Source organism: Lancefieldella parvula (assembly GCF_963530955.1).
GTDB classification, from domain to species: domain Bacteria; phylum Actinomycetota; class Coriobacteriia; order Coriobacteriales; family Atopobiaceae; genus Lancefieldella; species Lancefieldella parvula_A.
The window spans coordinates 1-21,195 of sequence record NZ_CAUSFQ010000014.1 but is presented as its reverse complement, the minus strand read 5'-3'; the positions used below and the strand labels follow the sequence as shown (position 1 = coordinate 21,195).

Here is a 21,195-nt window from a genome sequence, read left to right as displayed (position 1 = left end):
GCCAAGGGCACCATCACCCAAGGTCAAAAAGTTACTTTCTGCGTGCCAACCGGCAATTTTGGCGACGTCCTCGCAGGTTACTTTGCAAAAGAAATGGGACTACCTGTTGATCGCCTCATTGTGGCTTCTAACAGCAATAAGGTGCTGACCGATTTCTTGGAAACAGGCATCTACGATCGCAGGCGCGCATTTGAAAAGACCATCTCTCCATCGATGGACATTCTGGTTTCATCAAACCTTGAACGACTCCTCTATCTTGCATCTGGCAAAGACACCGAGCTTGTCAGCTATCTGATGGACCAGCTGGTAACCAAGGGTGTCTACACGGTTCCTGCTCAGGTGATGGACACCATCCGCGAAACCTTTGATGCTGGTTTTGCCACCGACAACCAGACGCGTGAGACTATCCGTTCTACCTGGGAGAATTGTCGTGTGCTGATTGACCCTCACACAGCCGTCGCAAAGCACGTGCTTGACAGAGTTTCTCGCCAGGCGGGTAACGTGCGCGTTTGTCTGTCTACTGCCAGCCCATATAAGTTCTCGTCCGACGTGCTTGCCGCGCTGGGCCACTCGACCGCTGGCCTGGATGACTTTGCATGTATGCATACGCTCGCCGAAATCACGGGCACTAATCCGCCAATCCAGCTTTCATCGCTGAATGATAACGTTATCATTCATACTGACGTTCGCGAGAAGGAACAGCTTGCTTCGTACGTTTCTGAAGCATGCGGGCGTATTTTTGCTTGTTAGTTACTGAGAAAGCAGGTTCTGCATGCTCGACAACACTATCTTGACCGTCTCTGTACCTGCTACCTCTGCAAACATCGGAGTCGGTTACGACACGCTGGGTCTTGCGTTTAACCTGCGCGCAAAGATTACGTTTAGAGAGTCGCCTGCGCTCATCATTGACGGCTGCCCCGAGCAGTTCAGAAACGATGACAACCTTGTCTGGACGTCTTATGTTAGAGCCTGCGAAAAGCTGGGCGAAGAGCCTACTCCTAAGCACATCACTATCGACTCGCCTATTCCGCTTTCTGGTGGACTTGGCTCAAGTTCTACCTGCGTAATTGCAGGTATTGCAGCCGCGATGACCGAGTCTCATGGCGGCTGGGATCCTGAGCGTGCGCTCGACTTTGCCTGTCATTTTGAGGGCCATCCCGATAATGTTGCCCCTGCAATTTACGGTGGTCTGACCTCGTCATTTGTTGAGGGCGGGCATACCGTTTGTACTCGAAGGCTGGTAGCGCGCGGTCTCTCTTTTGTTGCGATTGCGCCGCCGTACACGGTCAACACCGAGGATGCTCGTAAGGTAGTTCCGCAGAATATTTCTCTTCAGACCGCTGTTTATCAAATGGGTCGTACCGTTGCTGTTACCCATGCACTTGAAACAGGCAATGGAGGTCTTTTGGCAGCTGCCTGCAACGACAAACTCCATGAGCCCTACCGCAAGGAGCTCATTCCTGATTACGAAGAGCTCAAACAGGTAGCTAAGCTTGCTCGTGCTTGCGCCTTTGTCATCTCGGGCTCAGGTGCCACCATGGTTGCCATCTGCGACTCCCCTGTTACAGCTCGCGCTGTTGCCGAGAATGCAAAGCAGGTCAGAGGCGATCTTTGGATTCAAATTCTTGAGCCAGCGCTTCTAGGTACCGTCCTTACCTTGGACGACGGTCAGCAACACCACAACACTTTCGACGAGATTTAACGTGACAACTGCGCTCGGTCAATGCGTGTACTAACAAGTACGCCTGCGACAACACGGGTTTCTCGCCAGGTGCGCCTGAAAAGTGTAAAGAATCTGTATTTGAGGCACAGATTCTTTGATGAAATCAGGCAAATCCACAGTTTCTTTTACGTATTTAGGCAAAAGTTACAGATTCTTTGAAGAAATCAGGCGCGTGAAGATAGGCTGCGCCGCGCCAAATTTTGCGAGCCTGAAAACTACATCAAGTCTGAGTAAATTAACTCAGACTTGGCGAGAAAAACCGGCAAATAGCTCAGATATGGTGCGCTTTTCAGGCAAACTGTTCAGACATGACAACAAAACCCGGCTCCTACGTTGTGTGGGAGCCGGGTTAACGTTTAAGGTACGTTGACGTCAAAGCACATTTGCCACTAGTTGCGTTTATGCGCCGAGGTAAGCCTTGCGAACGTCATCGTCGTGGAGAAGCTCCTGGCCGGTGCCATGCTTAGCAACCTTACCAAGCTCAAGAACGTATGCACGGTCGGCAACCTTAAGTGCCATATTAGCGTTCTGCTCAACCAGCAAAATGGTGGTTCCTGCATCGCCGAGCTGGCGAATAATCTGGAAGATTTCCTCAATCAGAATAGGAGCCAGACCCATGGAAGGCTCGTCAAGCATCAAAAGCTTTGGCCTGCTCATCAGAGCACGACCCATAGCAAGCATCTGTTGCTCGCCTCCAGACAGCGTTCCTGCCAGCTGATTCTTGCGCTCGCGAAGACGTGGGAAATGCTCGTAGACCATCTTGACGGTCTTAGCGTTCTGGGAATCGGGCTGCGTATAGCCGCCCATCTCAAGGTTTTCAGCAACACTCATGCGAGAAAACACACGGCGGCCCTCAGGACATAGCGCCAAACCAGACTCAACAATCTTGTGAGCGCGCTGGCCTACAAGGTTTTTCTCGTCAAGGGTAATGGTGCCAGAGTCAGGCTTTACTAGACCAGCAATGGTGTTCAGTGTAGTTGATTTACCTGCGCCGTTTGCGCCAATAAGGGTGACAATCTCACCCTCGTGGATGTCAAAAGAGATACCCTGAACTGCGTGGATAGCACCGTAAGAAACATTAAGATCCTTGACGGACAGCAGGGTTTTTTCTGCGCCTGCTGCCTGGGTGTTTGTAGTTTCAGCGGCCATTAGCGCACCTCCTGCTTTCCAAGATAAGCCTCGATAACGCGAGGATTGTTCTGAACCTCTTCCGGCGTACCTTTTGCGATGATGTTGCCGTGATCAAGGACAGCAAGTCCCTCGCAGATACCCATCACAAACTTCATATCATGCTCGATGAGAAGAACAGCAATCTTGAAATCATCACGAATCTTAAGGACATTCTCCATAAGCTCGTCGGTCTCTGCTGGGTTCATGCCTGCAGCTGGTTCGTCAAGCAGCAAAATCTTAGGCTGCGTTGCCAGAGCGCGAAGAATCTCAAGCTTGCGCTGAGCGCCATAAGGCAGGTTGCCTGCAAGGGTATTTGCAAGGTTCTCCATACCAAAAATGTGCAGCAAATCGCGGGCGTTATCGGCGCTCTCTTTCTCCTGCTTCCAGTGAGCTGGAAGACGAAGGACGTCCTCAAAGAAATGAGACGTCATGTGGCTACCCTGACCAACCTGAATGTTCTCCATAACAGTCATGTTGTTGAACAGTCGAATGTTCTGGAAGGTGCGGGCAATACCCATATGATTTGCTTCAACAACGCTTTTACCAGCAAGGTCGTAGCCGTCAATCATTACGGTACCACGGGTTGGCTTATAGACACAGGTAAGCAAGTTAAAAACAGTTGTTTTACCTGCACCGTTAGGGCCAATGATGCCAGAGATCTCGGTAGGACCAAGAGCAATGTTGAAGTCGTTAACAGCAGTCAAGCCACCAAAGTCAATGCCAAGGTGCTCAGCCTGAAGAACTGGAATTGCGCCAAGGTCTCGCTCAGGAATGAGGTTAGGAGACTCTTGCCTGATAAGTTTTGTAGTGTTTTTAGTTGCCATCGCTCTTACGCCTCCTTCGAATCAGTTGAGGCTTCTACCTGCGTATCTACCTGCGTATCCGACTGCTCGTTTGCCTGAGCGTCTGCCTTCGTGTTGACCTGCACGTCTGTCTGCTCGTCCGAGTCATCCTTGTTCCAAGGGAAGTCTCTGTTCATGACTCGCTCGATGATGCGAGACAGCGAGAAGTCATACGAGCCAAACAGACCCTCAGGTCTGAAGATCATGACCAGAATCAAGACAATTGCGTAAGCAACCATACGATAGTCAGCAAAGGCACGTAGAGCCTCTGGGAGTACGGTCAGGACAGTTGCAGACACAACGGAACCAAACATAGAGCCCATGCCACCAAGAACAACCATAACCAGAATCTCAACAGACTTCATGAAGCCAAACTTGGCAGGCGCCATAACGCCAATGCAGCCTGCGTAGAGGCCACCCGCAATACCTGCGAGAAACGCGGAGAAGACAAAGGCCAAAGTCTTGTAGTACGTAGTGTTGACACCTGATGCCTCTGCAGCAATCTCGTTATCGCGGATGGCGAGAATAGCACGTCCATGTCTAGACTTCATAAGAGTATGAATAGCAAAGATAGCAAGCGAAACAACAATTGCGGTGTTCAGGTAGCCTGTATAAGCAGGAATACCCGTGAGGCCTGATGCGCCACCAGTAAGCTTGAAGCCAAGAGCAGAGTCAATGTTTACCAGGACAACACGGATAATCTCTGCAAAGCCCAGAGTAATGATGGCCAGGTAATCACCGCGAAGACGAAGTGCTGGAATACCAATAACCACACCCATCAGAGCGGCGCAAATGCCGCCAAACAAAAGGCCCACAACAAAAAGAATAACTGCAGGTGTAGAGCCTGAGGCCATGGACTGAGCATCCAGACCAAAGAGTGGCATCATGCGAATGATAAAGATTGCGCAGGCATAACCACCAATGGACATAAAGCCAGCGTGGCCCAAAGGAAGCTGTCCCAGATATCCGGTAACAATGTTCAGAGAAACGGTCATCAGAACATATACGCCAATTTGCTCAAAAACAACGGTCTGATAGCGAGAAATAAGGCCCTCTCCTACCAGGAAGTTTCCACCAAAGACAAAGAGCGCAACAAGAATTGCATTGATGGCATAGCGAGCAGGCATAGTGAGCTCACGACGCTGACCATCTTTTCCACCAAAACCAGTGACAATTACGGGGTTGTGGTTATTATCGCGTGGATACATTTTAGTCATGTGAGCCTCCTTACACTTTCTCGGTAACTGGTCGGCCAAGCAGGCCAGTTGGTTTCACAACAAGAACAAGAATCAAGAGTAAGAAGACTACTGCATCCTGCCAGACAGACAGACCAAAGGCAGCAACAAAGACCTCGGAGAAGCCAACAATAAGGCCGCCAATAACAGCGCCAGGAATGGAGCCAATGCCGCCAAGAACTGCTGCGACAAATGCCTTGGTGCCCAGCATGACGCCCATGGTAGGAGAAACCTGCTGGTATGCCATGGAGTACAGAATAGCTGCAATGCCTGCCAGAGCGGAACCAACTGCAAAGGTAAAGCTAATAGTGCTATTGACGTTGACGCCCATTAGACGAGCAGCGCCCATGTCCTCAGAAACGGCACGCATTGCCTTACCAAGACGAGTCTTCTGAACCAAAAGGGTCAGAACAACGGTTGCCACAATAGTAACGGCAACAGTCAAAAGTGCAGTGCCGGAGAGCGTCGAACCAAATACCTGAACAGTTCCCAGGTCAATGATGCTTGGAACAACCTTAGCGTCAGCGCCAAGAAGTAGCTGAACACCATTTTCAAGCAGGTAAGAAACACCAATTGCGGTAATCAGAATAGAAAGCCTTGGAGCTTCTCTGAGTGGTGCATAGGCAACCTTATCAATAAGAACGCCCAGCAAAACGCAGCCAAAAATGGCGAGAAGAACGGCGATTGCAGGATTGAGTCCTAACTGAACAAGCGCAATCCAAGCAACGTAGGAGCCGAACATGATGATGTCACCATGTGCAAAGTTAAGAAGCAAGATGATGCCGTACACCATTGTGTAACCAAGCGCCACCAGTGCGTAAATACTGCCCAATTGAAGTCCATTGAGCACCTGAGTCAAAAACATCTGAGGTTCTCTTTTCTATGAAGGATTGATCGTGTCATAGATGGACTCTTTGCCATCTTTAAAGGTAATAATCAAGGTGGACTTCACTGGGTCACCTGTTCCCTGATATGAAAGGGTTCCAGTAACACCTTCGACCACACCAGATGCAATAGCGTCAATAATTGCCTGCCTATACTCATTAGAGTTGTAGGTATAGCCGCGTTTCTCGACAGTCTTAAGAGCGGAGCAAAGAATCATTGCTGCGTCATAGCCCAAAGAACAGAAGTTAGTTGGAGCCTCACCGTATTCCTCGGTATAAGCCTTAACAAAATGCTGAACTTTTTCATCTGGATTTGAAGCAACAAAGGCAGAGCAATAGAAGCATCCTTCAAGGTCAGCCGCAGAAGCATAGTCCTGCTCGCCGCCAATAATGCCTGCCCAACCATCTGCGCCCATAAAAGGCTTTTTGCAGCCAAGCTGGCGAGCCTGCGTCACAATCTTGCCGTTATCCTGGTAATAGTTTGGAGCTAAAATGGCATCAGGATCCAGTCCAATAATGCTGGTAAGCTGGGCGTTAAAGTCAACAGCTCCCATTGGATAGCCCTGCTGGGATACAACCTCAATGCCCAACTCACGAGCCCTCTGGACAAATGCGTTGTTTACGCCAATCTCGTAATCGCCGCCAGAGTTAAAGATGGTTCCTACACGCTGATAGCCTTGCTTTTTAGCAAACTCTGCAAGAACAACGCCCTGGAATGGGTCGGTGACAGTAGCACGGAACATGTTATTGCCGTGGGCAACAACATCTTCTGCTGTTGCAGATGCCGTTACGCAAGGAATGTTGTCCAGTACCGATTTCTGTGCCAGTGCAATGGTTGGCGTTGAGGTAACGTCACCCAGAATTGCACAAACATTCTCGTCAAGAAGCTTGTTATAGACAAGAATGGCTTCGGTTGAATCGCCCTTCTCGTCCTCTGCAATAGGGACAATCTGGCGGCCACCAGCTCCACCATTCTTGTTGAATTCCTTGAGGTACAGCAAAATGCCGCTACGCACCGCAAGGCCATACTGGGCAACGTCGCCGGTATACGGTCCCATCACGCCAACGTAAATGGAGTTAGGGTCTTGGTTCTTTGGCGAACAGCCTGCTAGAGCAAACGACCCCGCAATGGTCCCGGCCACCTCCAAAAAGCGTCGTCGCGTTAGCTTATGTGCCATATTCATCTCCTTTTCTCCATAGCGTCGAATATGTGACACAACACAATATGGCTGCAGCCCTTAAAAAAGAACCACAGCCAAAAAATGTTATCTAACTTGAAATAATTTTAGAGAAACCGGATGTTTCTGCTGCCCCAGCCTACACGGCTATTGTGCGGTTACCTTCCGACTACCCGCAGCTGGCCTACGTGTGCTACTTACGCCTCACGTACCAGCGGAAGCTCACCAGCAAAGTGACGAGGCTTGTAAGAGGCCTTGTCTGCGCTGGTCTTCTCGCCAAGATCAAGCGAAGAAATCTTCTTCATCTTGCTGGTGCCGCCCTCAATGAGACGAAGCAGCTCGCGCGTTGATCTCTCGTCAGCCGCCTGAAGCTCAGCTGCCATCTCACGCTCAACCGCGTCAAAGATGTCCTGAACATGCGATGACGTATCGTTTGTAGCCTTGATCAGCGGCATTGCAGTTGATTGTGCAACCACACCAGCGTAGTTTGGCTCGCGAGAAGGACGCATCTGAGCTGCGGCAACCTTGTGAGACGCAGCGGGTCTTGCACCCGACAACTCCACCGAGCTTGCAACTTCAGCCTCAGCAGTGGCCTGACCAATGAGCGGCAACTGCACTGGATGATACTTGCGCATCTGCTGCTGATCATGGCGAGCTAGATGCTCGTCCATTGCAGCCAGCGCAAGCGTCCAATCATCAGCATGCTCAAGCTCGTCAATCGTACGCTTCTCAGGGAAGACTCCCTGGTCAACGTAAGAGATACGGCTAGAAATATCAGCAGCATGGTTGGTAAAGTCTTCAGGAATAGCCTCGGCACCAATCTCAGCAATACCAAAATCTCGCGTAATGGACTCTTCGCCCACAGCCTTAGTCCACCAAGCAGTACCAACGTCACCAACGGTTCCGTCAGCACGCTCGATAATGGGCAGACCGTCCATAGGATCTTTCCCCAGGCGCTCAAGAAGTACCGCAGCAGCACCCTTTGCACGTGCAACGGTACGCTCGCGCCAGCTCAAAAGCTTGGTGTAGTTCTCTGCAATCTGCGCGTAGTCGTTTGTAGAGTGCGCAGGAGCCTTCTTTGCGCGAACGGGAAGAACACCCTCTGCGGCCGTACTTACAACCTGTGACTTCTTTGCAGGTAACTTGGCAGGCTGAACAGACAGCTTAGCAGACTGAACACGAATGGAACCAGTCATATCCCACTGAGAAGCCCTCATGTGCTTTGGCTTGTACGCAGCAATCGAGCGCCTTGAAGAGTCCAGCGGAATCACAATGCTCTCTTCTGGCGAGAAGTTCGATGCAGCTGCAACTTGCTTTGGAGACGCAGCCTCATCTGAGCTCTGGAACGTTGCAGCTGACTGGCTCTTTGCTTCTACCTCATCGATTTTCTCGCCACGATTTACCGAGCGAGAGACTACCAAGGCCGCACCAGAAATGACTGCAACCGCAGCAAGTCCCACTCCAATGCCTGTAAAGATTGCACCAAGAGGTGTTTGACGAATTTCATTAGCGGTAAGGGCATACGCAGATGCTGGTTCTGCTACCAGAACCAGTCCACTGAGCAGGCCGGCGACTACTGCCGGATTCCTACCTTCTGTCATACAAACTCCCCCTACAAACGCTAAGAAGATGTATGAAGACACACGCTAAATTTGCATATGCTACTAAACCCAATACGGGCGACGTGAGCAACGGGTGGGCTTCATTTCATCTTTGTGTAATCCGCTGCAACACATAATTGTGCTGTTAGAAATGACTATAGCGTAATTCATTATTTTTTACAGCGTCTTTAAAACTTTTTCATAATTCTTCGGCAGTTATTCAACAAAAATGACGAGAAAAAAGAAGTGCCTCCCAACATAGATTGGAAAGCACTTCTTGCGTCATCTTTAAATCTGACTAATTCTGTGGATAGTCAGACTGTGCAGCCTTCTTTGCAGATCTAATCAGGAAGTCCTGGTTATTGTCGGTCTGCTTAAGACCACTGATAAGAGCAGTAGTTGCACGCTCAGTGTTGTTGAAGCCTGCAAGAATACGGCGAACGCCCCATACCATAGGCTGAAGCTCTGGCTTAATAAGCAGATCCTCATTACGAGTACCAGAAGAAACAGGATCAATAGCTGGGAAGATACGGCGATCTGCCAGGTCTCGATCAAGCTTGAGCTCCATGTTACCAGTACCCTTGAACTCCTCGAAGATAACCTCATCCATCTTGGAGCCTGTATCTACCAGGGCAGACGCAATAATAGTGAGCGAGCCGCCGCTCTCGATATTTCGAGCTGCACCCAAGAACTTCTTTGGTGGATACAGAGCTGCGGAGTCAACACCACCAGAAAGAATACGACCAGAAGCAGGAATAGCCAGGTTGTATGCACGAGCAAGACGTGTGATGGAGTCCAGAATAACCACAACGTCCTGACCCATCTCAACCAGACGTTTTGCTCGCTCAATGACAAGCTCCGAGACAACGGTGTGATTCTCTGCTGGCATATCAAAAGTTGAAGCAACAACGGTGCCCTTGATGGAGCGCTCCATGTCCGTAACTTCCTCAGGACGCTCGTCTACCAAGAGGCAGAAGAGGTGAACCTCAGGATTGTTGGTGGTAATAGACTGGCAAATGCGCTTCAAAATGGTAGTCTTACCTGCCTTTGGAGGCGAGACAATCAAACCACGCTGACCCTTACCAATAGGAGCCACCAGATCAATTGCACGGCCCGTAATGGAATCTTTACCGTGCTCCATTGTAAGAGGCTGGTCTGGAAAAATTGGAGTCAGGTCTTTGAAGCGAGGACGGTCCTTAAGACCCTCAACTTCCCCACCGTTGACCTGGGTAACCTTAAGCAGTGGTGGATATTTGCTATTTACGCGAGCAGGTCCCACCATGCCCAAGACGCTATCACCCGGACGCAGACCAAGATTTCTAATAATCTGCTGGTGGACAAAGGCGTCGTCATCGCCTTCCATGTAATTACCTGTACGAATCCAGCCGTAGCCTTCGTTGCTAATCTGAAGTATACCCTCAACAGTCTTAAAGCCCTCAGCAGCTGCAGATGCAGCGTATACAAGCTCAATCAAATCAGACTTATGAACGCCTGCGTACTCAATGCCCAGCTCAGTTGCTTTAGCACGAAGCTCAGAAAGCTTCATCTCTTGCAGAGCCTCTTTGGAAAGCGATGGCTCGCTTGCCTGGCCCTGCTTGCGATTCTTGTTGCGCTGGTTGTTCTGTCTACGATCGCGAGAAGGACGCTCCTGGTTGTTAGCGTGTGCGTTTTCCTGTGTCTTCTCGCCCTCCTGAACTACTTCTTTTGGCTCAGCATTACGATGTCGACGACGTGCTGCACCCGTACGAGAATGCCCTGGACGCTCTGCTGGAGCTGCCTCGGAATCTGCTACTGCACCAGAAGCCTGCTCCTGAGCTGCACCATCCTGCTGCTCAACACTACCCTGCTCTTCAGCAAAGTTCTTATGAGCTTCATTACTATTTTGGCCAGCTGCACCCTCCGCCTCTGCTTTGGTGAAGGCGGGAGTAGGAGTTACCTCTGCAGAAGGCTGAGTTGCGTCCTGAACAATCTTGGTAAGGCGATCAGTGTCTACAACGTCAGAAGAAACCTTGCCGCCTGCCTGGACCTGAGCCAGGACCTCTGCCTGTGCAACTTCAAGGGCACGCTCGTGAAGAGCACGCTCTTCCATCTCTTCTTTGCTAGGACGGCCACGACGGCGCTTTGGTGGCTCTGTAATGCCTGCTGCGTTCATAGCCTCTGCCACAACAGCCTCTACCGCACGACGCGCCTCAGTCTCTTTTTTAGTTGGACGACCGCGACGACGCTTAGCAGCAGATGAATTAGAGGCCTTTTCTTCAGTTGCCTCAGAATTGGTATTTTCTGAAGTTGAATTTTCTGAATTACTATTTTCACTCTTACGAGGTCTACCACGTCTACGTGGTGCTGGAGTATTTTCTACATCATTTAAAGAATCATTTTGGACCGAAGATGTTTCGTCCGACATGTACAAACCTCTCTGTTTGCTCATCAAAATAATCTGTAAAAATACGTGAGAAATATGATGAAGGGATAACAAACAAAATCAAATAGGTGCAAATCCAAAAGGAATATACCACGAAAATGCCCGCCTTATGATGAAAAAATAAATAAAATTCACCATAAAACGGGCAAATGGGGATTTATAACCACTAACCCTTAAACCTTGAGAAACCCATCTTCTAGATTTCTTTAATCTGCATAAATCATTTAAACAGCTGTACGGCTCTTTCTTTTAACAATAATATCTTCAATTTGCTGAACGATTTCTTTGATATATGTCTTGCCTTGAGGCGTGAGCTCAACCATAGTTACTCTTCTTGAAAGAGCATCGTCATGTTTGCGCTGTACCAGGCCACTTTCTGCCAAAGCAGTCAGAGACATAGAAACCGTTGGCTGCAAAAGACCAAGCGCGTCAACAATCTCTGTAATTGAAAGAGCGTCTTTAGGGGAATCTAGAATTGCAAGAAGGACCATATCTGCTGCCCTGCAATACAGAGCTCCCATAGCGTCAACATACATGACTATACGCTCAAACGAAGTACGTGAAAGCGCCTGACCAGGTGCAATACGAGCACAGGTAAGCTTGGACAGCTCCTCAACTGCTTCTACACCCTTTTCTGTGATGATACACACTACGTTGCGTCGATCAATGGCGCCTTCATCTCTCTTGATGAAACCAAGCCTTGCCAGGTGCGAGGTACGATGAGTAATCGTAGGACGAAGAGCACTCTGATACTCGGCAATTTCTGAAGTCTTAACAGGAGCGCCCTTCACATTGAGGCGACACAAAATAGCAAACTCTTCAAACGTGAGTCGTCTGTTAGCAGGCACCACTCTTCTAACCAAGTTGTAAGACCTGCGAATGGACATGTACTCGCGAAGTTCCATAGAGACCTCCACTCTTATGCCCGAACCATTTACTATTTGCTCGCATAATGAGTATACCCCTAAAACCACGTGTTAACGTGGGGACAAAACAATAGTTAGTCAAAAATATGTTAGAAAATGGTGCTTATATGACATCAAAATAGGCTTTTATATGCTGAAATATAAAATTTAAGTAATAAATATTAATTTTATTATCTCTTTTATACATTAAAAAAATTTTTACATAACGAAGAAATGTGTAAATTATCTGGAGAAATTCACTAAAGATACCGTGCAGGTATTCAATACTTGCACGGTATCATGACAAAACAACATAGTTAGCTATCGTTTACATTGACTCAGGAGCAGAAACACCAATCAGATCAAGAGCAATTGCAAGTACGCGACGAGTTGCATCACACGCAGCAAGACGAGCCTTAGAAAGCTCTGCGTCCAGTGGGCGTCCATCAGAAGGAAGTACCTGGCAAACGGTATAGAATGCATGGAACTGACCAGCAAGCTCTTCAATATAATGCGTAATGCGGAATGGTGCCCTATCGCGAGCACAACCCTCAACAAGACCTGGGAACTCAAAGAGTTTACGAGCAAGCGCCTGCTCGGCGTCTTCAGAGAGCAGCCCAAGATCAACCTCAGAGCCAATAGCCTTATCTGCAACAGCGTCCATACCAAGTGCCTTTGCCTCATCAAGGTCAACGCCAGCAGCGCGGCGCAAAATAGAACAAATACGAGCGTGAGCATACTGAACGTAATACACAGGATTAGAGCTGTCCTGACGCTTTACCTGCTCAATGTCAAAGTCAATCATCTGGTTGGAAGACTTTGAAACAAGGGTGTAGCGCGTTGCATCAACACCAACCTCGGCGAGAAGCTCGTCAAAGTGGATACCAGTTCCTTTACGCTTAGACATTCTGACGGCGACGCCGTTTCTAAGCAGATTGACCAGCTGACCAAGCAAAACCTCAAACTGAGTTGGGTAACCAAGAGCTGTGGCAGCAGAGCGAACACGCTGAATATATCCGTGGTGATCTGCTCCCCAAATATCAATAACGTGGTCAACACGCTGGAACTTGTTCCAGTGGTACGCAACGTCGGAAGCAAAATAGGTATACTCGCCATTTGTTTTGATGAGTACACGGTCCTTATCGTCACCAAAATCAGTGGAACGGAAGAACAGCGCGCCCTCATCAGAACGATACAGGTACCCAAGCTTATCAAGAGCATCGAGCGCACGGTCAACAGCGTCTTTACCCTGGTCATCCTTGACATACAAAGAACGCTCAGAGAACCAAACATCAAAATCAGCACGGGCGGTATGACAGGTATTCTTGATGGACTCAAGCATCATCTTGTAGCCGCGCTCGCGGAACTCTGCCATGCGCTCATCTTCAGACTTGTCTGCCCAGATCTCTCCGTCATTTTTAAGGAAGAAAAGACCCAGGTCAACAATGTAGTCTCCAGCGTATGCATTACCGCCAAGAGAGTTGATAAACTCGTCAGTAAACGGATGCTCCTCTGGATGAGCATCATCTTCATCTGCAACGTAAGCGTTGCGATCTTCTGCAAGCACCTGCGCAGCTGCATCAGCGTCAATGTCGCGCTTCTGCATGATGTCAATAAGCTGCAGGTAGCGCTTAGAGATGGAGTGACCAAAGACATCCATCTGAGAGCCATGATCGTTGACGTAGTACTCGCGCTCAACCTCATAACCTGCAAAGGCAAGAATGCGGCTAAGAGAATCTCCAAGAGCAGCCCAGCGGCCATGACCAATGTGCAGAGGACCAACAGGATTTGCAGAAACGTACTCTACCTGGACCTTTTGACCGGCGCCAAAAGAAGAACGGCCAAAGTCTGCGCCCTGCTCGCGAACAGTATTAAAAATCTCATTGCCCGCAGCAGTTGACAGATAGAAGTTTACAAAGCCAGGACCTGCAACCTCAACGCGCTCAATCTGAGCATCTTTGGCAATATGTGCCACAAGAGCTGCTGCAATATCGCGCGGTGCTTTATGTGCCAGCTTTGCAGAACGCATTGCAACCGTAGAAGACCAGTCTCCATTTGATGAGTCCTGTGGACGCTCAAGTCCCACATCATCAATCTGGAATTCAGGCAACTCACCCGCAGCCTGGGCATCTGCCAAGGCTTGACGTACAAGTTCCTCGATCTTCTCGCGCATGGTTCTCCTTTAAATTTAGTGCACGTGTGCAGCGTAATTACGTGGTTGGTTGTGTAGTTGGTTGCGTAGCTTCTAGAGGACTACTCGGTTTCCTCGGAAGATTTTACCTGATGTTGAGCAGCAAGTTCATGACGCAAATTGGCCAGGCCACGCTCGAGACCCACAGGATAAATCTGAGGATTCAAGAAACGCGTATACGCTGCGTCCAGGCGCATAAGTGCCGCGTGACAACGGTCGCGAGCAACCTCAATAGACTCGCTCTCCCCTACACGCTTACCTCCTTCTACCAGCCTTACCATCAGCTCGCGAGAAGTTCCTTCAAGCTTGTGAGTTGAATACGGGTCAATGATGTCGACAACAGTTGCCTTAGACTCTGGACTCTTGGTGACCAGGTAATCTGGGTCAAAAATCATGTCGCCTGCAGGGCAGCCGTTTGCATCGTAGAAGCGGCGAATATGCTGAATGCCTGGGACGGTACGCTTGTAAGCCATCTCGGACAGCTTAATAACAGGAGTCCAAGGCTCATCCGCAGACTGACGACGAGCGGTTAGCTTATAGACACCGCCAAGCGAAGGCTGAGGATCGCAGGTAGCAAGCTTGGTGCCAACACCAAAGGCGTCAATAGGTGCGCCCTGAGCAAAGAGCGACTGGATGGTGTACTCGTCAAGATCATTTGAAACAGAAATCTTGATGTAAGGAAGGCCAGCTTCGTCGAAAGCCTTGCGAGCTTCCTTAGAAAGGCGTGCAAGGTCTCCGGAGTCAATACGAACAGCACTTAAGCGCTCGCCACGCTCTTCCATCTCTTTTGCCACAATGATGGCGTTCTTGATGCCCTCATGAACGTCATAGGTATCAAGCAAAAGTGAGCAGTTGGTTGGACTGGACTTTGCAAATGCTCTGAAGGCATCAAGCTCAGTATCAAACGACATTACCCAAGAGTGTGCATGGGTACCAAAGACAGGAATGCCGTAAATTTTGCCAGCAAGAACATTTGAAGTGCTTGAAGCACCTGCAATATAGGAAGCGCGAGCAACTGCCAAGCCACCATCTGGACCTTGCGCACGACGCAGGCCAAAGTCAGAGACAGGATTGCCCTGAGCAGCCTTTATAACGCGAGCACACTTAGTTGCTGCCAAAGTCTGAAAGTTGACCAGGTTAAGCAGGGCGGTCTCAATGAGCTGGCAATCAACAATGGAGCCCTCAACGCGGACCATAGGCTCACGTGGGAAAACCAGCTCTCCCTCTGAGATTGCATCAATGGTCACATTGAGCTTGTGGTTACGCAAAAACTCAAGGAACGCTGGCTTAAAGAGACGACCGCCACCAGGAGAGTTAATGCTTGCTAGGTAGTCAATATCGTCGTCTTCAAAGATAAAGTTCTCAACTAAGTCAGCAATTTGACCAGTACCACAAGAAATTGCAAATCCACCATTAAAGGGATTCTCGCGGAAGAATGCGGTAAAGCATGCCTCTGCATTAACAAGACCGGCTTCCCAATAACCTTGAGCCATCGTGAGCTCATACAAGTCTGTATTAAGGCTAACGTCTGAGGGTTTGGTACGATCAGTGAGTGACATAGTTGCTCTTTTCGGTTGGTCAAAAACTGACGGTGAGACGATATATCTAGAGTAGCAGTCCTACAAAATAAATTGGCTTACAACAAAGACAACTGCGAGAATTACCACAGTTCCAATAACAATTTTTTGCCCCAGAGGCATTTTGATGTCTTCGTCGTCCTCATCGGGCTCCATGAGAGCACGGCCCTTTGCGCGCTGCTCCTGAATGCGACGAATTTGCTCGGCCTCCTGCTGAGCTGCCTGACGTGCGGCACGCTGCTGAGCTTCACTTTCCGCTACTGCATCCACCTCTGCCTGAACTGCAGCTTCTGCCTGGGCAGCACGGGTCTTCTCTGCACGAAGCGTCTCAAGCTCAGCGCGCTCCTTCTCTGCGCGAAGAGCCTCGAGCTCCCTGCGCTCTTTCTCTGCGCGAAGCGCTTCCAGCTCGGCGCGCTCCGCGTCCGTGAGCGCAGCCGCCTGTGGCGCTGGGGTGGTTTGGAGCTCTTCGGGTTTCTCGACAGACATGGTTACTCCTCGGTTTGTGTGTCGGGGATGCTGGTGGTGGCGTCGTTGGCGGCGTCTCCGTGTGCCGTGCGGAGCTTGAGCGCGGGACCTTCAACGCCCGTTGCGTCAAAAGCTGGCACAAAACTCTCGGAGACGGTTCCGCCCTCCTGCCACCACAGGTTCTCAAAGCCCAGGTCATCCGCATGACAGAGCACCAACTCGTACTCCTCGTCAGAAAGCGTTCCAGAAAGCGGACCGCCAACCGCGCGCATGCGCTCGTTGGGCGTGTACTGATTCATGATTGATACGTCTACATCATTATGACAAAGATTCCAGACGCGGTTGAGCACCTCACAGGAATCGTCCGCGTGCGTGGGCATGACCAGGTGACGCACAATGATGCCCTGCAACATGCGACCGTCATCATCCAGCTTGCGCCCGCCACGACTCATCACCGAGTCATGCATAACCTCAAGCGCCGCCATGGACATCTCTGGATAATCTGCTGCGTATGAGAGCTCTTTTGCCAGCGCGGGGTCTGCGTACTTGACGTCTGTTAGCCAGATATCAATGACGCTTGAAACTTTCTGTACGACCTCTGGCAGCTCATATCCCGAAGTATTGCACACTATTGGGAGCGTCAATCCCGCCTCTTTTGCCAGCGTCACTGCTTCAATTATGTGTGGCGAGAAGTGCAAGGGAGTGACAAGGTTGATGTTGAGTGCACCCTGAGCTTGCAATTCAAGCATCATCTGGGCTAGGCGCTCAGTTGTAACTGGCTTGCCAAAACCCTCTTGCGAGATTTGGTGGTTCTGACAGAACACACATCTGAGCGGGCAACCTGTGAAGAAAATTGCACCCGATCCAGCCTCGCCCGAGATAGGAGGCTCCTCCCAGAAGTGCAGCGCTGAACGAGCCACACGAATGGTGCTTGAAGCTCCACAAAGGCCCGCTTTACCAGCGTTTCTTTGAGCATGGCAACGCCTTGGGCAGAGTTCACAGACGTCGTAGGCAGAAAACGTAAGGGTATTAGGTGATGGTGCACTACCCAAGGGTTTCTCGCCTCCCGTCGTATCTGCCCAGGCAGATGGTGGTATAAAAAACGCGCAGGGTCTCTGCGCGCGTCAAAGTCATGGTGGAGATAAAGGGATTCGAACCCTCGGCCTCTGCCTTGCGAAGGCAGCGCTCTCCCAACTGAGCTATATCCCCGTTGCGGTACTTATTGTGGCAATCAGGGGCAGGTATGTCAATGATTATGCGAGCGGAATGAGCGGCTGTAGGCTTGCGAGGAGGCTCGTGGCGTTTTACCGCGGAACGTAGCCTTCTAGCGAGCTGTCTGAGCACAAAAATATCCTTCCCCGCAGTCATCTATGAACCCACCTTCATAAGGTGGGCGCCGCACTCGAGCGTTCCAGCTTCCTTAACAACGAAGGATGCCTGTACTGAACACGAGATTAGGCTCCCTGAAAAAACTTGTCGGTTCACCCAGTTTAGACCGCGGGAGAAGGACAATTCTTACTATAAAGAGATTATAAAAAGATTAAAGTCTTGACTTGTTTTTTAATGAGCAGCACAATTGAATGGTATGGATTTTAGCAGTTAAATACTGTTTTTTATTGGAGGGTATACGGCTTGAACCTCTGGGTAACCATGTTTTGTGTTTTCCTCTCGGCTGGTCTTGGTTCAGCTCTGATTACCCCTGCCGTTCGTCAACTGGCTTGGAAGCTTGGAGTTGTCGATAAACCCTCTGCACGTCGAGTCAATAAAAAACCTATTCCTCGCATGGGCGGCGTTGCAATTTTCTTTGGGTTAGCCGTTGCTATGCTGGTGCGTTATGGCGTTGAAGCAATCCTTGGACATGCCGAGATTACGCTTTCTTCTCGCTATTACCTGAACGTCAACTTCTGGATTGTTGGCGCTGCATTTGCGGTAATTTTCTTGACCGGATTGCTTGACGACATTTTTTCTCTCAAGCCTATTCAGAAACTCGCTGGTCAGGTAATTGCTGCAAGCATCGCGGCTGCAGGCGGTCTGATTATCGGTAACGTTGTTGATCCGTTTTCCGCGTACGGCTTTGTGGATCTTGGATGGCTCGCCTATCCAGCAACAGTCATTTACCTGGTTGCTTACGCCAACATCATTAACCTGATCGACGGTCTTGATGGACTTTCTTCAGGAATTACCTGCATTGCCTCTACCACTATGTTTGTGCTTTCCATTTGGGCGGGCCGCTTTGATGCAGCGCTTTTAAGTGCAGCCATCGCGGGCACCACGCTTGGATTTTTGGTTCACAACTCGTATCCCGCAACTATTTTCATGGGCGATTCTGGTTCGCTAACCTTGGGATTTGCTCTGGGAACAATTTCACTTTTGTCCGTCACCCGTTGGGCGGGACTCACAACTATCATTGTTCCTCTCGTCGTTGCAGGCATTCCAATTATTGATACGTTCTCGGCAATTGTCCGCCGTACCCGCGCGCATGTTAGTTTTGCTACTGCCGACCGCGGACACATCCATCACCGCTTAATGGCTCACGGTTATAATCAGCGCCAAGCGGTACTTTTGATGTACGGTTGGACTGCCCTTCTGTGCGTTGGCTCGCTCATTATGACGCAGGTCAATACGCTGCCTCGTATTGCAATTTTTGTCATGCTACTTACCATGTCTGCTTTCTTTGCAAAGTACCTGCACCTCTTTGAGCCTGTTCTGCTTCACCATACTGATCCAAAGACTGGTGAGGACGAACTCATTACCCCTAAAGATCCAGGCTTCGATGAAGAAATTAAGCAGCTCCACGAAGAAGAACACGAGCACATCGAAGAACTCATTCACAGAGACCACAAGAGCGAATAACCTGGGGAAACAGCTGAGCTCTTCCAGCACCCACATCGATCACCATGTAAGCTGTGACTACACGGGTTTCTCGGCCTCTGAACCGCGCGTTCTTCTCGCCAAGTGCGTAAATGACACGCTCTTCTCACTAAGGATGACTTTCCAACATTGCACGCCTGAAAAGTGCACAGAATCTGTATTTGTGGCGCAGATTCTTTAACAAAATCAGGCAAATCCACAGTTTCTTTTGCATTTTTAGGCAAAATTTACAGATTCTTTTATGAAATCAGGCGCATGAAAGATAGGCGTTTCGGCCCTGAATTTTTGAGCCTGAAAGCTGCATCATGTCTGAGTGAATTTACTCAGACATGATGAGAAAAACCGGCAAATAGCTCAGATATGGTGAGCTTTTCCGGCAAATCGTTCAGACATGACGAGAAAATCAGGCACGCCGTGACCTCAACTGTGCGCGCCATGACCTCGACCGTTCGTGCCTCCCAGCGAAATTCTCGCCGAAAGAAAACCCCGCACATCCGGGATGTACGGGGTCTAGCTATCTAGCTGTAATGAAATTGCTCAGTGCAAACCGAGGTTACTCAGCAAGTGCCTTCTTAGCGATCTCTGCAAGATCTGCGAAGCCCTGCTCGTCAGAGTAAGCAATCTCTGCGAGAACCTTACGGTCAAGCTCAACACCAGCGAGCTTGAGGCCGTGCATGAACTTGCTGTAAGAAAGGTCGTTGATGCGTGCTGCAGCGTTGATGCGCTGAATCCACAGTGCGCGGAAATCACGCTTCTTGTTACGACGGTCACGGTAAGCATACTGACCAGAATGCTGTGCCTGCTCCTTCATACCACGGAAGGTACGAGAGGAAGTTCCGTAATAACCCTTTGTGCGCTCGACGAGCGTCTGACGCTTCTTGCGACCAGCAACTGCGCGCTTAACTCTTGCCATATCTAATCACTCCTTGTTATTTGATCTGGTGGGTGGCGCGCTTAGTTCTTAGCGCCCATACGCTGAGAAACTACTGCTGCATCGCCAGCGGAAAGAACAGCTTCTTTACGGAAGCCACGGATACGCTTCTGGGACTTCTTGGTAAGAATGTGGCTCTTAAAAGCCTTAGCACGCATAATCTTGCCAGTACCGGTGCGGCGGAAACGCTTTGCCGAACCCTTGTGCGTCTTCATCTTAGGCATACTACTTCTCCTCCTGTGTGGTGCCATCCTCAGCACCCTCGGGCTTCTCGTCAAACGCTCCCTTGATTGGAGCAACGAGCATGTGCATGTTACGGCCTTCAATGAGCGGTTTTTGCTCAATTGTGGCATAAGGCTTCAAATCTTCAGCAAGGCGATCAAGTACAATACGGCCCTGCTCTGGGTGAGCCATCTCGCGTCCACGGAACATGATGGTAATCTTGACGCGTGCTCCCTTTTTGAGGAAGCGAAGTACATGGCTCTTCTTGGTCTCGTAATCGCCCACATCAATCTTTGGGCGGAACTTCATCTCTTTGACTTCGATCTTGACCTGGTTCTTACGAGCTGCCTTTGCCTTGCGAGCCTGCTCATACTTGAACTTACTGTAATCAAGAATCTTGCATACAGGAGGCTCGGCATTTGGAGCAATCTCTACGAGATCAAGACCGTGCTCACGAGCTCTCTTCATTGCATCATTGACGCCAAAAAGACCAAGCTGACTACCATCAGCGTCAATAAGACGACACGTGCGAGCAGTGATTTCCTCATTAATGCGAGGACCATCGTTCTTGGCTATCTTGTACACCTTCCCTCTTAGACAATTGCTTGTCCGCCAATAAAAAACCCAGTGCACAAGCAACTGGGAGACAATACACACAAGTGTTGTGTGAAGGTTAAATTGTCTGACCAGACAGCTGCTTTTGCGCTGTGTAGGTGGGGACTCACGTTCAATCCCGCTTCAAAAGTACCTTGTAAGGTTACCTCTAACAAGAAGACATTACAAGTACCAAGTTAGATATGACGAGAAATTCACATCTAGCTTAAACTTTTAGCTGGTGCCCGAGGTGGGACTTGAACCCACACGAGTTTCCTCAAAGGTTTTTGAGACCTCCGCGTCTGCCATTCCGCCACTCGGGCTAAAAAGTTTGCATAGGTACTATACCGCACCTATGCAAATCTGTCTTGCTAAATCATCAAA

Annotated in this window: 17 protein-coding genes, 2 tRNA genes and 1 pseudogene; 3 read left to right on the top strand and 17 right to left on the bottom strand. The window is 49.7% G+C overall.

The window, feature by feature from the left end; genetic code table 11:
* Both RWJ43_RS02185 and thrB read left to right on the top strand, forming a co-directional pair.
* Window positions 1–750: pseudogene (locus RWJ43_RS02185) on the top strand (threonine synthase); the annotation flags it as partial.
* 22 nt (window positions 751–772) lie between these two features.
* Complete coding sequence (gene thrB / locus RWJ43_RS02180) at window positions 773–1,702, top strand: homoserine kinase (protein WP_314007228.1); 930 nt, start codon at window positions 773–775, stop codon at window positions 1,700–1,702.
* Window positions 1,703–2,122: 420 nt separating this feature from the next.
* Here thrB and RWJ43_RS02175 read toward each other — a convergent pair whose 3' ends face one another.
* The 13 genes from RWJ43_RS02175 to RWJ43_RS02115 form a co-directional block, all read right to left on the bottom strand.
* Window positions 2,123–2,872, bottom strand: coding sequence for an ABC transporter ATP-binding protein (locus RWJ43_RS02175; RefSeq protein ID WP_314007226.1), 750 nt, complete (start codon window positions 2,870–2,872; stop codon window positions 2,123–2,125).
* A complete protein-coding gene (locus tag RWJ43_RS02170; protein ID WP_314007224.1) occupies window positions 2,872–3,717 on the bottom strand; it encodes an ABC transporter ATP-binding protein in 846 nt (281 codons plus the stop codon). Before RWJ43_RS02170 ends, RWJ43_RS02175 begins: the two co-directional genes overlap by 1 nt.
* Before the next feature lie 5 nt (window positions 3,718–3,722).
* Entirely contained in the window at window positions 3,723–4,952 is a 1,230-nt protein-coding gene (locus RWJ43_RS02165) for a branched-chain amino acid ABC transporter permease (RefSeq protein WP_314007221.1), read from the bottom strand.
* Between the two features lie 10 nt (window positions 4,953–4,962).
* Window positions 4,963–5,835 (bottom strand): branched-chain amino acid ABC transporter permease, encoded by an 873-nt coding sequence (locus RWJ43_RS02160; protein ID WP_314007218.1) that lies wholly within the window; start codon window positions 5,833–5,835, stop codon window positions 4,963–4,965.
* 15 nt (window positions 5,836–5,850) lie between these two features.
* Window positions 5,851–7,032: an ABC transporter substrate-binding protein gene (locus RWJ43_RS02155; RefSeq protein ID WP_314007216.1), complete on the bottom strand. Its 1,182-nt coding sequence runs from the start codon at window positions 7,030–7,032 to the stop codon at window positions 5,851–5,853.
* A gap of 197 nt (window positions 7,033–7,229) precedes the next feature.
* Window positions 7,230–8,633 carry a hypothetical protein gene (locus RWJ43_RS02150; RefSeq protein WP_314007213.1) on the bottom strand — a complete coding sequence of 468 codons (1,404 nt, stop codon included), beginning with the start codon at window positions 8,631–8,633 and terminating at the stop codon, window positions 7,230–7,232.
* A 298-nt stretch (window positions 8,634–8,931) separates the two neighbouring features.
* Entirely contained in the window at window positions 8,932–11,037 is a 2,106-nt protein-coding gene (rho, locus tag RWJ43_RS02145; RefSeq protein ID WP_314007210.1) for a transcription termination factor Rho, read from the bottom strand.
* Window positions 11,038–11,279: 242 nt separating this feature from the next.
* Window positions 11,280–11,960 carry a MarR family transcriptional regulator gene (locus tag RWJ43_RS02140; RefSeq protein ID WP_313994133.1) on the bottom strand — a complete coding sequence of 227 codons (681 nt, stop codon included), beginning with the start codon at window positions 11,958–11,960 and terminating at the stop codon, window positions 11,280–11,282.
* A gap of 328 nt (window positions 11,961–12,288) precedes the next feature.
* Complete coding sequence (gene argS, locus RWJ43_RS02135; RefSeq protein WP_314007207.1) at window positions 12,289–14,133, bottom strand: arginine--tRNA ligase; 1,845 nt, start codon at window positions 14,131–14,133, stop codon at window positions 12,289–12,291.
* Window positions 14,134–14,213: 80 nt separating this feature from the next.
* Entirely contained in the window at window positions 14,214–15,710 is a 1,497-nt protein-coding gene (locus tag RWJ43_RS02130; protein WP_314007206.1) for a nicotinate phosphoribosyltransferase, read from the bottom strand.
* Between the two features lie 60 nt (window positions 15,711–15,770).
* Window positions 15,771–16,214: a hypothetical protein gene (locus RWJ43_RS02125; protein ID WP_314007203.1), complete on the bottom strand. Its 444-nt coding sequence runs from the start codon at window positions 16,212–16,214 to the stop codon at window positions 15,771–15,773.
* A gap of 2 nt (window positions 16,215–16,216) precedes the next feature.
* Entirely contained in the window at window positions 16,217–17,245 is a 1,029-nt protein-coding gene (locus tag RWJ43_RS02120) for a radical SAM protein (RefSeq protein WP_314007201.1), read from the bottom strand.
* Between the two features lie 81 nt (window positions 17,246–17,326).
* Window positions 17,327–17,402: transfer RNA gene (locus RWJ43_RS02115), tRNA-Ala, on the bottom strand.
* A 441-nt stretch (window positions 17,403–17,843) separates the two neighbouring features.
* Here RWJ43_RS02115 and RWJ43_RS02110 point away from each other — a divergent pair.
* The gene (locus tag RWJ43_RS02110) at window positions 17,844–19,046 is read left to right on the top strand and encodes an MraY family glycosyltransferase (protein ID WP_314007198.1); all 1,203 of its coding nucleotides are present in this window, start codon (window positions 17,844–17,846) and stop codon (window positions 19,044–19,046) included.
* Between the two features lie 571 nt (window positions 19,047–19,617).
* Here the strand turns inward: RWJ43_RS02110 and rplT are convergent.
* The 4 genes from rplT to RWJ43_RS02090 all read right to left on the bottom strand — a co-directional run bounded on the left by rplT (window position 19,618) and on the right by RWJ43_RS02090 (window position 21,134).
* A complete protein-coding gene (gene rplT / locus RWJ43_RS02105; RefSeq protein WP_035428088.1) occupies window positions 19,618–19,977 on the bottom strand; it encodes a 50S ribosomal protein L20 in 360 nt (119 codons plus the stop codon).
* A gap of 41 nt (window positions 19,978–20,018) precedes the next feature.
* Window positions 20,019–20,219, bottom strand: coding sequence for a 50S ribosomal protein L35 (gene rpmI, locus RWJ43_RS02100; RefSeq protein ID WP_012808612.1), 201 nt, complete (start codon window positions 20,217–20,219; stop codon window positions 20,019–20,021).
* 1 nt (window position 20,220) lies between these two features.
* Window positions 20,221–20,802 carry a translation initiation factor IF-3 gene (infC, locus tag RWJ43_RS02095; protein WP_314007195.1) on the bottom strand — a complete coding sequence of 194 codons (582 nt, stop codon included), beginning with the start codon at window positions 20,800–20,802 and terminating at the stop codon, window positions 20,221–20,223.
* A gap of 248 nt (window positions 20,803–21,050) precedes the next feature.
* A tRNA-Leu gene (locus tag RWJ43_RS02090) sits at window positions 21,051–21,134 on the bottom strand.
* Window positions 21,135–21,195 lie beyond the last annotated feature (61 nt).

What these genes read in the sequence shown, in the direction of transcription:
- RWJ43_RS02170 (WP_314007224.1), bottom strand. Translation starts at nt 3,717, where the DNA reads ATGGCAACTAAAAACACTACAAAACTTATCAGGCAAGAGTCTCCTAAC.
- RWJ43_RS02125 (WP_314007203.1), bottom strand. Translation starts at nt 16,214, where the DNA reads ATGTCTGTCGAGAAACCCGAAGAGCTCCAAACCACCCCAGCGCCACAG.
- rplT (WP_035428088.1), bottom strand. Translation starts at nt 19,977, where the DNA reads ATGGCAAGAGTTAAGCGCGCAGTTGCTGGTCGCAAGAAGCGTCAGACG.
- RWJ43_RS02155 (WP_314007216.1), bottom strand. Translation starts at nt 7,032, where the DNA reads ATGGCACATAAGCTAACGCGACGACGCTTTTTGGAGGTGGCCGGGACC.
- thrB (WP_314007228.1), top strand. Translation starts at nt 773, where the DNA reads ATGCTCGACAACACTATCTTGACCGTCTCTGTACCTGCTACCTCTGCA.
- RWJ43_RS02130 (WP_314007206.1), bottom strand. Translation starts at nt 15,710, where the DNA reads ATGTCACTCACTGATCGTACCAAACCCTCAGACGTTAGCCTTAATACA.
- rho (WP_314007210.1), bottom strand. Translation starts at nt 11,037, where the DNA reads ATGTCGGACGAAACATCTTCGGTCCAAAATGATTCTTTAAATGATGTA.
- RWJ43_RS02165 (WP_314007221.1), bottom strand. Translation starts at nt 4,952, where the DNA reads ATGACTAAAATGTATCCACGCGATAATAACCACAACCCCGTAATTGTC.
- argS (WP_314007207.1), bottom strand. Translation starts at nt 14,133, where the DNA reads ATGCGCGAGAAGATCGAGGAACTTGTACGTCAAGCCTTGGCAGATGCC.
- rpmI (WP_012808612.1), bottom strand. Translation starts at nt 20,219, where the DNA reads ATGCCTAAGATGAAGACGCACAAGGGTTCGGCAAAGCGTTTCCGCCGC.
- RWJ43_RS02150 (WP_314007213.1), bottom strand. Translation starts at nt 8,633, where the DNA reads ATGACAGAAGGTAGGAATCCGGCAGTAGTCGCCGGCCTGCTCAGTGGA.
- RWJ43_RS02110 (WP_314007198.1), top strand. Translation starts at nt 17,844, where the DNA reads ATGTTTTGTGTTTTCCTCTCGGCTGGTCTTGGTTCAGCTCTGATTACC.
- RWJ43_RS02160 (WP_314007218.1), bottom strand. Translation starts at nt 5,835, where the DNA reads ATGTTTTTGACTCAGGTGCTCAATGGACTTCAATTGGGCAGTATTTAC.
- RWJ43_RS02140 (WP_313994133.1), bottom strand. Translation starts at nt 11,960, where the DNA reads ATGGAACTTCGCGAGTACATGTCCATTCGCAGGTCTTACAACTTGGTT.
- RWJ43_RS02175 (WP_314007226.1), bottom strand. Translation starts at nt 2,872, where the DNA reads ATGGCCGCTGAAACTACAAACACCCAGGCAGCAGGCGCAGAAAAAACC.